Annotated in this window: 9 protein-coding genes and 1 pseudogene; 8 read left to right on the forward strand and 2 right to left on the reverse strand. The window is 74.3% G+C overall.

Annotated elements, in window-relative coordinates:
* Window positions 1-3: 3 nt before the first annotated feature.
* Window positions 4-255, forward strand: a pseudogene (locus tag AB0I21_RS40430) (EAL domain-containing protein); the annotation flags it as partial.
* 52 nt (window positions 256-307) lie between these two features.
* On the opposite strand, the gene AB0I21_RS40435 reads toward AB0I21_RS40430, so the two are convergent.
* Complete coding sequence (locus AB0I21_RS40435; protein ID WP_360568983.1) at window positions 308-3,313, reverse strand: TIM-barrel domain-containing protein; 3,006 nt, start codon at window positions 3,311-3,313, stop codon at window positions 308-310.
* A gap of 260 nt (window positions 3,314-3,573) precedes the next feature.
* Between AB0I21_RS40435 and AB0I21_RS40440 the strand changes: the two genes are divergently transcribed.
* Both AB0I21_RS40440 and AB0I21_RS40445 read left to right on the forward strand, forming a co-directional pair.
* Window positions 3,574-4,569, forward strand: coding sequence for a LacI family DNA-binding transcriptional regulator (locus AB0I21_RS40440; RefSeq protein WP_360568984.1), 996 nt, complete (start codon window positions 3,574-3,576; stop codon window positions 4,567-4,569).
* 270 nt (window positions 4,570-4,839) lie between these two features.
* On the forward strand, window positions 4,840-5,166 hold the full coding sequence (locus AB0I21_RS40445; protein ID WP_360568985.1) for a hypothetical protein: 327 nt from the start codon (window positions 4,840-4,842) through the stop codon (window positions 5,164-5,166).
* Between the two features lie 56 nt (window positions 5,167-5,222).
* Here the strand turns inward: AB0I21_RS40445 and AB0I21_RS40450 are convergent, their stop codons facing one another.
* Window positions 5,223-5,444: a hypothetical protein gene (locus AB0I21_RS40450; RefSeq protein WP_360568986.1), complete on the reverse strand. Its 222-nt coding sequence runs from the start codon at window positions 5,442-5,444 to the stop codon at window positions 5,223-5,225.
* 126 nt (window positions 5,445-5,570) lie between these two features.
* Between AB0I21_RS40450 and AB0I21_RS40455 the strand changes: the two genes are divergently transcribed.
* The 5 genes from AB0I21_RS40455 (at window position 5,571) to AB0I21_RS40475 (ending at window position 11,771) form a co-directional block, all read left to right on the forward strand.
* A complete protein-coding gene (locus AB0I21_RS40455) occupies window positions 5,571-6,800 on the forward strand; it encodes a sensor domain-containing protein (protein ID WP_360568987.1) in 1,230 nt (409 codons plus the stop codon).
* Window positions 6,788-7,447 (forward strand): response regulator transcription factor, encoded by a 660-nt coding sequence (locus AB0I21_RS40460; protein WP_360568988.1) that lies wholly within the window; start codon window positions 6,788-6,790, stop codon window positions 7,445-7,447. Before AB0I21_RS40455 ends, AB0I21_RS40460 begins: the two co-directional genes overlap by 13 nt.
* Window positions 7,448-7,545: 98 nt before the next feature.
* Window positions 7,546-8,313: an ABC transporter ATP-binding protein gene (locus tag AB0I21_RS40465; protein WP_344507350.1), complete on the forward strand. Its 768-nt coding sequence runs from the start codon at window positions 7,546-7,548 to the stop codon at window positions 8,311-8,313.
* Window positions 8,310-10,784: an FtsX-like permease family protein gene (locus AB0I21_RS40470; RefSeq protein WP_360568989.1), complete on the forward strand. Its 2,475-nt coding sequence runs from the start codon at window positions 8,310-8,312 to the stop codon at window positions 10,782-10,784. The genes AB0I21_RS40465 and AB0I21_RS40470 overlap by 4 nt, the downstream gene beginning before the upstream one ends.
* Window positions 10,785-10,814: 30 nt before the next feature.
* Window positions 10,815-11,771: a hypothetical protein gene (locus tag AB0I21_RS40475; RefSeq protein WP_360568990.1), complete on the forward strand. Its 957-nt coding sequence runs from the start codon at window positions 10,815-10,817 to the stop codon at window positions 11,769-11,771.
* Window position 11,772 lies beyond the last annotated feature (1 nt).

The raw sequence follows: 11,772 nt of genomic DNA on the forward strand, positions 1-11,772 counted from the left end.
GCCGCGGTCGCGGAGGCCGTCATCCGGCTCAGCCAGATCCTGCACATCGACACCGTCGCGGAGGGCATCGAGGACCCGGCCCAGGCGACCGAGCTCACCCTGCTCGGGTACCGCACCGCGCAGGGCTTCCACTTCGCCCGCCCGCTGCCCGCCGGCGACGTCGAGGCGTTGCTGCACCGCTCCGCCGCCGAGTGGCCGAGCCTGCCGACGGCGCCGGACCCCGCCGCGCCCCGCCCGGTGGCCGTCCACGGCTGAGACCGGCTCCCGGCGGGCCGCGACGGGTCCGCCGGAAGCCGGTCGCTGTGGCTCAGGTGATGGTGAGGCTGTCGATGTTCGCCCCGTTGGCGCCGGTCGTGGTGGCCCGGACGGTGACCTGGCTGCCGGCGGGCAGGGACGCGGTGAACGAGGTCGTGCTCCAGGCGTCCCAGGAGCCGGTCGGGTTGAACGCCAGGGCGCCGTTGACGCCGGTGCCGTTGACCGAGATCGCGAGGGGCCGGTTGGCGGTGCCGCCGTTGGCGTAGCGGAACGCCAGCGTCCTGGTGCCCGCGGCGGGCACGTTGACGGTCCACTGGACATAGGCGCCGCCGGCCGAGGTGTCGGCGAAGTCGATGAAGCCCGTCCCGGTGTAGTCCGCGTGACGGGTGTCGATGACGGCGCCGCTGAGCAGGGCCCGTTCCGCCGGGTACGCGGTGCCGCCCGTGACCGCCGGGAAGGCCGCGCCGCTCGGCTCGACCGTGGCCGCCACCCCGCCGCCGGCGACGACCGGGATCGACGCGGTGACGACCGACAGGACCTTGCGGGTGGCGTCCCACACCGTGCCGCCGCCGCTGGTGATCGCCGTCGCCTCGGTGCTGTAGGCCGGCAGTGTCGCGCCGCCGTTGACCCGCATGCCGACCGGGGCGGTCAGGCCGTGGACGCGCACGATGTACCGGCGCGCGGTGGGTGCGCCGTCGTAGGTGCCCTGCGGGTGCCGGATCACGGTCCTCGTCGCCGCGTCGGTGTAGGTCAGGGTGGTGACGGCCCTGGCGCCGGAGACGCGGTGCGCCTCGGTGACGCCGTCGTCCTCCACCAGGTTGAAGGTGCCGTCCGCGCCGGCGTACACCTCCATCTCCAGCTGCCGCTTGTTCAGGTACGCGGTGCTCTGCGCGTACTGGTACTTCGGCAGGATCGCGCCGGCCTTCACGAAGAGGATGATCTCGCCGGTGTGGGTGACGTAGGGCAGGTCGGACGCGTCGGTCCCGACGTGCTTGATGTCGGCCCAGAAGTTGTACCAGGTGGCGCCGGCGGGCAGCCAGACGTTCTGGGTCGCGCCGCCGTCGGACGTCACCGGCGCGACGAGCAGCGACGGCCCCCACATGTACTGCAGGTCGTGCGAGTAGGCGTTCGGCTGGTTCTGGTAGTCGATGACCATCGCCCGGGCCATCGGCATCCCGGTGGTGCTCGCCTCGTGGGCGATGCTGTAGATGTACGGCAGCAGCGTGTACCGCAGCTCGCCGTACTTGCGGAAGTCCGCCTGGATGACGGCGCTCTGGTCGAGCGGCCAGCGGGACGCGATCGCGCCCTGCGATGTGGTGCTGGCCCCGCTGTGCGGCCGCCAGATCGGCGACAGGCTCGACCAGGCGGCCGCCCAGTTGCGGTAGAACGGCTCGGGGATCAGGCCGCCGGTCTGGCCGTGGAAGCCGCCGCCGTCGATGTTGGAGAAGGGGAATCCGCCGATCCCGCCGGCCAGCATGCCCCGGATCTGCTGGCGCATCTCGTCGTAGGTGGAGGCGATGTCGCCGGTCCAGTAGTGGCCGTAGCGCTGCTGCCCGGCCGACGCGCCGCGGCTCCACGTCCACGGCCGCTTGGCGGTGCCGATGTGGCCGGCCGCCTGCGGGTCCCAGCCCTCCTCGCCGACGCCCTTGTGCAGGTAGAAGAAGTACGCGTTGCGCAGCTCCGACCACTTCTTGCCGCCCGCGGAGTCGGCGTTGAACGGGATGGGGCCCAGCTCGTCGGTCTCGTCGAGCCACAGCCCGTCGCCGGGGAAGTGCAGCGCCGGGTTCAGGGCCTTGGTCCAGAAGACGTTCCACACCCAGGCGCGGGTCGCGGGGTTGGTCCAGTCGGGCACCGAGCCGCTGTCGGCGACGCCGGTGAGGTCGCCGGCCTTGAAGCTGTAGCCGGGCGGCGGCCCGCCGACCCAGACGGCCATGAGGTTGGAGTTGTTGCGGTTGTAGTCCAGCGTCATCGTGACGCCGTTCTCCGCGGCCCACGCCTGGTAGCCGGCCGGGTCCGGCCACCGCGTGGGGCTGAACTCGAACCAGGAGCCGCCCCACGCGCCGGTGCCGTTGCGCCAGCGGTTGTCGTTGACGTGGTGGTCGAACGGGTAGCCGGCGTTGCGGTGCTGGGTGATCTTCGTGCGCCACCAGTTCTGGTCGCTGACGTCGGGGAAGCTCTTGTCCGACATGTGCAGCCCGAAGATGGCGATCTGCGGCAGGCGCGGCCGCCCGGTCAGGTGGGTGTAGCGGTCCAGCAGCTTCGCGAACTCCGGGCCGTTGATGAGGAAGTAGTCCATCTGCGGCCGCACGCCGGCGGTGTTGTGATCGTCCGCGGAGAACGCGTAGTCCCTGGCGGTGCCGTTGGCGAAGGCGAACGTGGTGTCGAAGGTCGTGTTGAAGAAGACGCCGTAGCCCTTGGTGGACAGGTACAGCGGCACGATCGCGGGCGCCTGGTCGTTGCGGACGGTGCCGTAGTTGTGCGACACGACGTCGCCGGTGCGGTCGACCCTGGGGGAGCGCCCGTAGAGCCCGTGTCCCGCCTTGACGAAGTGCTCGTCGGCGGGCGGCGGGACGAACGCCTCGGTGACGACGCTGTTGTTGGTGCCGCCCCAGGTGATGCTGCGGGTCGCGTCCTCCTTCGCCAGCAGCGCCCCGGTGCCGCGGTGGTAGAACTCCAGCCGCAGCGGGTTCTTCTGCAGCACGATCCGGATGCCGTCGGCCGCGCCGGTGACGATGGTCAGGCTGGTGCTGTCACTCGTGACCGTGAGGGTGCCGCCCATGCCGGCGTGGTTGGCGGGCACCACCATCTCGTAGCGGGAGTCGGCGAAGAACGTCTCGCCGCTGCGGATCGCGCGGACCCGGACGATCTGGTTGCCGTACGCGGTGATCCGCAACCGCTGGCCCGTGGTGCTGGTGACGGTGACGCTGCGGGCGTCGGTCAGGTGGGATGCGTAGTTGCCCAGCTGCTCCCCGACGGCCGCGTCGGCCCGGCCCGGCCCGGCGGCGACGGCACCGATCGACAGCCCGGCGGCCAGGCCGAGCACGTTCCTTCTCTTCATCGCATCGACTCTCCTCGACAGGTGCGGGCGAATCCGTTGCGCTTGTGGCGGTGAGGTGTGCGCAGCGGCGCGCGCGGCGAATTGGGTCTCCGGGCGGGTTGGCGGTTGGAGCGCGCCGGAAACGGTTCCCACAGTGGTCCGCCGCAGCGAGTTTTGTCAATACCTTGCAATAGGCCGGTTTCGCATCGATAGGCTTCGTGCTACCGTCGACGAACTGACAAGATCTGGAACCGCTTCCAGGACGACGTGAGGAGCTGCGGATGGCGGCGACGATCAAGGACGTCGCCCGGCTCGCCGGGGTCTCCCAGTCGTCGGTGTCCCGCGCGCTCGCCGCCCCGGACCAGGTGCGGCCCGCGACCCGGGAGCGGGTCGAGCGGGCCGTCGCGCAGCTCGGCTACGAGCCGAACCGGATCGCCCGGGGGCTGAGCACCGGGCGCACCGGCACCATCGGGTTCCTGGTGCCCGACATCGCCAACCCGCTGTTCGCCGGCATCGTCAAGGCCGCCCAGCGCCGGGCCCGGGAGTTCGGGCTCGCCGTGCTGCTGGCCGACTCCGACGAGGATCCCGCCACCGAGCTGGACCTCATCCGGACGCTGACCAAGCAGGTCGACGGCTTCGTGCTGTGCGCACCCCGCGCCGGCGACGACGAGCTGCGCTCCGTCTGCGGCGACCTGCCGGTGGTGCTGCTCAACCGCCGGGTCGGCCAGCTGCCGTCCATCATCTTCGACAACGCCGACGGCATCCGCCAGGCGCTCGCCCACCTCGCCGCGCTGGGCCACCGCCGGGTCGCCTACGTCGCCGGCCCCCGCACCTCATGGGTCAACCGCGAGCGCCTGCGCGCCTTCCGTACCGTGGCGGCCGGCCTCGGCCTCGAGGGGGTCGAGGCCGGCAACGTCTCACCCGACTTCGAGGGCGGCGTCGCCGTCGCCGACCTGGTCCTGGCCGCCGGCGTCACCGCGGTCATCGCCTACAACGACATGATCGGCCTCGGTCTCGCCAGCCGCTTCGGCGCCCGGGGGGTGACCGCGCCCGGTGACGTGAGCATCGTCGGCTTCGACGACATCCCGGCCTCGGCCCTGGTCACTCCCGCCCTGACCACCGTCAGCCAGCCGAAGGACCAGTGCGGCCGGGCCGGCATCGACCTGCTCGCCGACCTGCTCAACGACCGCGACCGCCCCGGCGGCACCCGCACGTCCCTGCCGGCCCGGCTGATCGTCCGCGCCTCCACCGGCCCGGCCCCCGCGGCCGTGCGCTGAGCGGCCGTGCGCCGGACGACCGTGCGCCGGACGGCCGTGCGCTGAGCGGCCGTGCGCTGAGCGGCCGTGCGCTGAGCGGCCGTGCGCTGAGCGGCCGTGCGCTGAGCGGCCGCGTGTCGGGTGGTGGGCGGATACACGTGCCCGACCGGTGGACAGGACGCCTGCAACCGAACCGCTACCGTTTCGCACCGGAGCCGACGGGCGGCTGTGGCGGATCGCCGCGTCCCGGCAGCCGCCCGTCCCCGTCCCCCCTCGATGGAGAAATACCTCGTGCTTCGTCGCATCACGGCGCCCCGGCAGCAGCGGGACGCCGGCTCCACGGTCAACGAGATGCTCGTTGCGGCCGTCGTGGTCGCCGCGCTCGGCGCGATCGCTGTCACCTCGGTCGGCGACCTCACCGGCACAAGCAGGTCGACCGCCTGCGAGGCCGACAAGCGGGCCGTCGAGATCGCCTATCAGGCGTACGTCGCCGATGAGCACGCGAAGCCGGCGGCGGTCGGCGACCTGGTGACGGCCGGCTACCTGAACGAGGAGCCGCCCGCCGCCAGCGGTATCACGCTCGACGCCGCCGGCACGGTCACCGCGACCGCGTGCTGACCGGCAGCGCCCGCCGGCCGCGCCGCCGACAGGTCACCGGGCGCGGTGGCGGCAGGTCACCGGGCGCGGTGGCGGTAGTGGTGGACGACGAGGGTGGTCGCGCAGGCGACGGTGAGCACGCCGAAGGCGGCGCCGACGAACGGGTTGGCGCCGAGGCCGGACATCGTGGCGTTGACGGCTGCGCCGAGGATCAGCAGCAGCCACAGGACGGGGCGCAGCACGCCCCGGCGTTCGGTGGCGGGGGTCTGGGCCGGGGCGATGCGGTAACGGTCGGTCATGCCGGCAACGCTATGGCCGCCGCGGACCGCCGGCGATCCAGCCAACGCGCCGGCCCGGGTACAGCAGGCTGTACTTTCCGGGGCGCGAGCGGCCGGCCGTCCCGCTCGTCGCCTATCGTCTCTGCCGTGCGGCAGTTCGTCCGGGACCGGGTTCGCGCGTCCGTCGACGCGTTCGAACGCGTCGTCGGCGGGCTCGGCACGGCGACCCTCGCGCTCGGCGCGTCCCTGCTGCTGTTCGTCACGGCGGCCGCGTCGCTGGCCGGCATCGGCCTGGTGGCCATCCCGTCGGCACTGAAGGCGGCCCGGTGGGCGGCCGACCGGGAGCGGGCGCGACTGTCGCGATGGGACGCCGTCCTGCCGTCGCCGCCGCCGGTGCCGGCCGGCTGGCGCGACGCCGTGCGCGACCCGTGGGTCCGGCGGGATGCCGCGTTCGTCGCCGTCCACGGCACGGGCGGGTTCGCGCTGGGGATGATCGGGCTCGCGCTGCCGCTGTCGGCGGTGCAGTACCTGCTGTTCCCGCTGTACTACTGGGCGCTGCCGCCGGACGTGGGCGGCCCCGGCTACGTCACCTGGCGCATCGACGGGCTGCCCGACGCGCTCGCCGTCGCGCTCATGGGCGCCGGCTGGCTCGCCGTGTCCGTCGCGCTCGGCCCCCGGATCGCCCGCTGGCAGGCGGCGCCGGGGCGGCGGTGGCTTCCGCCGCCGCGGGACGTGGACATGTCGCTGCGGATCGCCGAGCTCACCGCCACCCGCGCGGCCGCCCTCGACGCGCACGCCGTCGAGCTGCGCCGCATCGAACGGTCGCTGCACGACGGGGCGCAGAACCGGCTCGTCGCGGTCACCGTGCTGCTCGGCGCCGCCCGGCGGGCCCTCGCCCGCGATCCGGCACTGGCGGCGGAGGTGCTGGACCGCGCCCACGACGCCGCCGAGCTGGCGCTCGCGGAGCTGCGCACCGTCGTGCGCGGGATCCTGCCGCCGGTGCTCGACGACCGCGGGCTCGCCGGCGCGCTCGACGGCCTGGCCGCCGGCTGCGGCGTGCCGTGCACCGTCGAGGTGGACGTGCCGGGGCGGTGCGCGGCATCGGTCGAGGCGACGGCGTACTTCGTGGTCGCCGAGGCGCTGACCAACGTCGCCCGGCACAGCGGCGCCGGCACCGTGGCCGTCACCGTCACGAGAAGGACCGACCGGCTGCACGTGTCGGTGACCGACGACGGCCACGGCGGCGCCGACGAGGGCCGTGGCTCCGGCATCGGCGGCATCCGCCGGCGGGTCGAGGCGCACGACGGCCGGTTCACCCTGACCAGCCCACCGGGTGGGCCGACGACGATACATGTGGAGCTGCCGTGCGGATCGTGATCGCCGAGGACGACGCCCTGCTGCGGGAAGGCCTGGCCCTGCTGCTGCGGGCCGAGCAGCTCGACGTGGTCGCCGTCACCGGCGCGCCGGACACCTTTCTGGCCGCGGTCGACGAGCACCGGCCGGACGTCGCGATCGTCGACGTCCGCATGCCGCCGACCCACACCGACGAGGGCATCGTGGCCGCCGTCGAGGCGCGGCGGCGCCAGCCGGACCTCGCGGTGCTGGTGCTGTCGGCGTACGTGGAGCAGGCGTTCGCCACCGACCTGCTCGCCGGGGGAGCGGCCCGGCTCGGCTACCTGCTCAAGGAGCGGGTCGGCCGGGTCGAGGAGTTCCTCGAGGCGCTGCACCGCGTCGCCGGCGGTGGCACCGCGATCGACCCGGAGGTGGTCAGCCAGCTCTTCGCCCGCACCCGCCCCGACAGCACGCTGAGCCTGCTCAGCCCGCGGGAGCGCGACGTGCTCGCCCTGATGGCCGAAGGTCTCGGCAACACGGCGATCGCGGAGCGGCTGTTCGTCACCGAAGGGGCCGTGCACAAGCACATCCGCAGCATCTTCGCCAAGCTCGGCCTCGCGCCCGACGACCGCGCCGACCGGCGGGTGACGGCGGTCCTGCGGCACCTGGAGGACACCCGGCGCCTAGGGTGAGCACAGGTTGAGCGCGGGAGCAGGTACAGCCTGCTGTACCACGGTCCGCCAGCACGCTGGATCGATCATGGACGGGGTGCCGCCATAGCGTCGTCGGCATGGACATGAACGTTGGACAGGACGCCGGCGCGGCGGTCCGCGTCGAGCAGCTGACCCGCACATACGGCACCGGACCGCAGGCGGTCACCGCGCTCGCCGGCGTGGACGTGCGGTTCGACCGCGGCACGTTCACGGCGGTGATGGGGCCGTCCGGCTCCGGCAAGAGCACGCTGCTGCAGACCGCGGCCGGCCTGGACCGGGCCACGTCCGGCCGGGTGTGGATCGGCGGCACCGAGCTGTCCGGGCTGTCGGAGACGAGGCTGACGAAGCTGCGCCGCGACCGGATCGGCTTCGTGTTCCAGGCGTTCAACCTCGTCAACGCGCTGACGGTGCAGGAGAACATCGTGCTCCCGCTGCGCCTGTCGGGCGGCCGGCCCGACCAGCCGTGGCTGCACCACGTGGTCGACCGGGTCGGGCTGCGGGAACGCCTGCACCACCGGCCGTCCGCGCTGTCCGGCGGGCAGCAGCAGCGGGTCGCGATCGCCCGGGCCCTCGCCACCCGCCCCGAGGTGATCTTCTGCGACGAGCCGACCGGGGCGCTGGACACCGAGACCGCGGCGGACGTGCTGAGCCTGCTGCGCGCCGTCGTCGACGAGCACCGGCAGACGGTCGTGATGGTGACGCACGACCCGGTGGCCGCCTCGTACGCCGACCGGGTCCTGGTCCTCGCCGACGGCCGGATCGTGCGCGACCTGCCGCAGCCGGGCGTGGAGCGCATCGCCGAGCAGCTCGCGTCGCTGGGCCGCCGCCGGGCGGTGGCGGCATGACCAGACTGGCACTGCGGATGCTGCGGCACCGTCCCGGTTCGGCGGTCGCGTCGCTCGTCGCCCTCGCCGCGGGCGTCATGATCCTCATGGCCATGGGCGCGCTCGTCGAGTCCGGGCTGCGGTACAAGCCGGATCCGGTCCGATACGCCGCGGCCGACGTGGTGGTCGCCCACCGCGACATCACCATCAGCGCCAAGGACCTCGACGGTGAGGTCGTCCGGTCGACAGTACGGCTCCCCGAGGGCGGGACCGTCCCGGCGGACCTGGCCGAGCGGATCCGCGGGCTCGCCGGGGTCGCCACCGTCGCGGCCGACGACCCCGTGCCGGTCGGGTTGCCCGATGGCACCGGACACGGCTGGGCCAGTGCCGCACTGACACCGTTCCGGCTCGTCGCCGGAGCCCCGCCGGCCGCGGAGGACCAGATCGCGGTCGACCGGCGGCTCGGGATGGCGCCCGGCCAGCAGGCGAGCCTGGTCGTCGGCGGCGCCGCACGGACGTACCTGGTCAGCGGCGTCGTCGACGGGCCGGCACCCGCGGTGTTCTTCACCGACGCGCACGCCGCGACCCTGTCCGCGCACCCGGGCCGGGTCGCCGCCATCGGGGTCGTCGCGCAACCCGGCACCGACAAGGCCGCCCTCGCGGCGGCGGTACGCGGGCTCGCGGCCGAAGCGGGTGCCAAGGTCTACACCGGCGCGGACCGCGGCCTGGCCGAGGGATCCGCCGACCTCGACGCGCGGGACCTGCTGATCCAGGCCGGCGGCGCGTTCGGCGGGTACGTCGTGCTGCTGATCGGGTTCGTCGTCGCCGCCACCGTCGGGCTGTCGGTGCGGCACCGCCGACGCGACCTCGCGCTGCTGCGCGCCGTCGCCGCGACCCCCGGCCAGGTCCGCCGGATGATCATGGCTGAGGCGGCCGCGGTGGGTCTCGCCGCCGTCGCGGTCGGCGTCCCCGCAGGCCTGCTCGCGACGCGGTGGGTGCGCGACCAGCTCGTCGGCCGCGGCTTCGTCCCCGCGACGTTCCCGATCGCCGACGGCCCGCTCGCGACCGTCGCGGCCGCCGGCGTCACCACGCTCGTCGCGGTGCTGTCCGCGCTGATCGCCGCCCGCCGCGTCACCGCGATCCGCCCCGTCGAGGCCCTCGGCGAGGTGGCGGTCGAGCCGTCCCGCGGCGGCAAGGTGCGCCTCGTCTGCGGGCTCGTCGCGCTCGCCGGCGCGGGCTCCTCCGGCGCGTTCACGCTCGGCGCCGGCGGGCAGGCGGCGCTCGCCGCCGCGGTCGGCATGCTGTACCTGTTCGTGACCGCGCTCGGCCTCCTCGCGCCGTGGATCAACCGGGCCGCGGCCCAGGCGCTGGCGCCGGTGCTGCGCGCGGTGTGGGGGACCAGCGGATACCTGGCGACCGCCAACCTGAAGGCGAACGCGCGCGGCACGGCCGCCGTGCTCACCGCGCTGGTGCTGTCCGTCGGGCTCGGCGGATCCGTGTGGTTCCTGCAGGACAACCTCGAACGGCAGACCCTCGCCCAGCGCCGCGACGGCCTGCGCGCCTCGCAGGCCCTGGTCTCCCCGGCCGGGCTGCCCGCCGGCGCCGCCGACGAGGCGCGGAAGCTTCCCGGCGTCCGGGCCGCCACGTCGGTGCGGCGCACGTCCGTCATCGTGAAGGTCCTCGACGGCGCGGAGACGGTCGGCGCCCAGGCGGTCTCCGGGCCGGATCTGACCGCCACGATGGACCTGCGAGTGCGCCAGGGCGACCTTTCTGCCCTGTCCACCGGTACCGTGGCCGCATCGTCGATCAGAGCATCGACCCACGGCTGGAAGATCGGCGACACGGTCCCGCTGTGGCTCGGCGACGGCACACCCGTGCGGCTCACCCTCGTCGCCGTCTATGAGCGCGGCCTCGGCTTCGGCGACATCACCCTGACGCGCGACACGGTCGCCGGTCACACCGCCCGCGACGTCGACGACGAGGTCCTCATCAGCACGTCCGGTCCGGCGGACCCGTCGGCGCTCACGGCCCGGCACCCCGGCAGCACGCTCGTCGCCACCAGCGGCCAGACCCGGCAGCTCGCCGCCGACCTCGCCGTCAGCGCCTGGCTCAACAGGCTGCTCGTCGGCGTCATGGTCGGCTACGCGGCCCTCGCGGCCGCCAACACGATGGTCATCGCGGCCCTCGCCCGCCGCCGCGAGCTCGCCGTGCTCCGCCTCGCCGGCGTCACCCGAGGCCAGGCGAAGCGGATGGTCCACGCCGAACAGGCCGGCCTCCTCGGCGTCGCGGTCCTCATGGGCGCGGCGATCGCCCTGGCCACCCTGACCATGGTGGTGCACGCGGTGACCGGCGAACCGCTGCCCTACGTGCCGCCCATCGGCTGGGCCACCGTCATCGCCGGCACGGCGCTGCTCGCCCTGCTCACCACGGTGTTGCCGATCGGCCGCCTGCTGCGCGTCCCGCCGATGGAGCACATAGGAGTGAAGGAGTGAACGCCCGCCGGAGTCCGTACGATGCGTCGGGTGCGGACGTGGGACTTCGGCGCCCTGCGGACGGCCACCGTCGGCGGCGTGGCCGTCGTCGCGGGCATGTTCAGCACGGTCGACCAGGCCACGGCCTGCACGCTGCACGAGGCGGACACGGGCCGGCTGCTCGGCGGGTGGCCGATGCCCTACGACTGGTGCTTCTCCCGCCCCGACACGAACCTGTCGACGTTCGCGGCGGACGGCGAGGCGTACTCGATCGTCCGCGGCCGCGGCTACGACTGCATCGTGCACCGGCTCACCCTCGACGGCCCGGAGCCGGTCGGCCGGTTCGAACCGGACGGCGACGGCGTCTACACCGTGGCGGCGGCCGTGGTGTCCGGGCGGCCGGCGGTGCTCAGCAGCGACTGGCGGCGCGTCCACTACCACCACCTGCGCACCGGCGAGGCGCTCCGGGCGCCGTGGAGCGCGCCGGGCGGCTGGCGGGTGGACGAGCTCGTCGCCGTGGCCGGCGGGGCGTACGCCTGGCTGGAGCCCGACGACGACTCGCCGCGGACCGACTGGCGCTGCTGGCTGTGGGACGCGATCGGCGGCCGGCCGGTCGGGCCGCCCGTGTTCGTGCGCGGCTACCGCTGGGGCCCGTGGGCCCTCGGCCGGCGGCCGGCGCTGCTGGTGAAGACCGACTGGCGGGAGTACCGCGTCCTCGACCTGGCCCTGCGCCGCCCGGCCGGCCCGGCGCTGCCGGACACCGTGCAGGACCTGAGCGCGCCCGCGGTCGGCGTCCTGCACGGCCGTGCGGTCCTGGCCGCCGCGACGGGGCACGCGCTCACCGTGTGGGACCTGCTCACCGGCGCGGCCCGGCACGTCGTCGCCCTGCCTGATGCACCGCTCGCGGTGGCGGTCGCCGCCGACCGCCTCTACGTCGCCGACCCCGAAGGCCAGATCAGCGCACACCCGGTGCCGCCGCGGGCCCTGCACCCGCTCGCGCCTCGCTGAG

Origin of the sequence: Dactylosporangium sp. NPDC050588 (genome assembly GCF_040654975.1) — a bacterium.
Lineage (GTDB): Bacteria > Actinomycetota > Actinomycetes > Mycobacteriales > Micromonosporaceae > Dactylosporangium > Dactylosporangium maewongense.

Excerpts from the sequence above, each read along its gene's own strand:
- AB0I21_RS40440 (WP_360568984.1), top strand. The coding sequence starts at position 3,574 with ATGGCGGCGACGATCAAGGACGTCGCCCGGCTCGCCGGGGTCTCCCAG.
- AB0I21_RS40450 (WP_360568986.1), bottom strand. The coding sequence starts at position 5,444 with ATGACCGACCGTTACCGCATCGCCCCGGCCCAGACCCCCGCCACCGAA.
- AB0I21_RS40470 (WP_360568989.1), top strand. The coding sequence starts at position 8,310 with ATGACCAGACTGGCACTGCGGATGCTGCGGCACCGTCCCGGTTCGGCG.
- AB0I21_RS40435 (WP_360568983.1), bottom strand. The coding sequence starts at position 3,313 with ATGAAGAGAAGGAACGTGCTCGGCCTGGCCGCCGGGCTGTCGATCGGT.
- AB0I21_RS40465 (WP_344507350.1), top strand. The coding sequence starts at position 7,546 with ATGGACATGAACGTTGGACAGGACGCCGGCGCGGCGGTCCGCGTCGAG.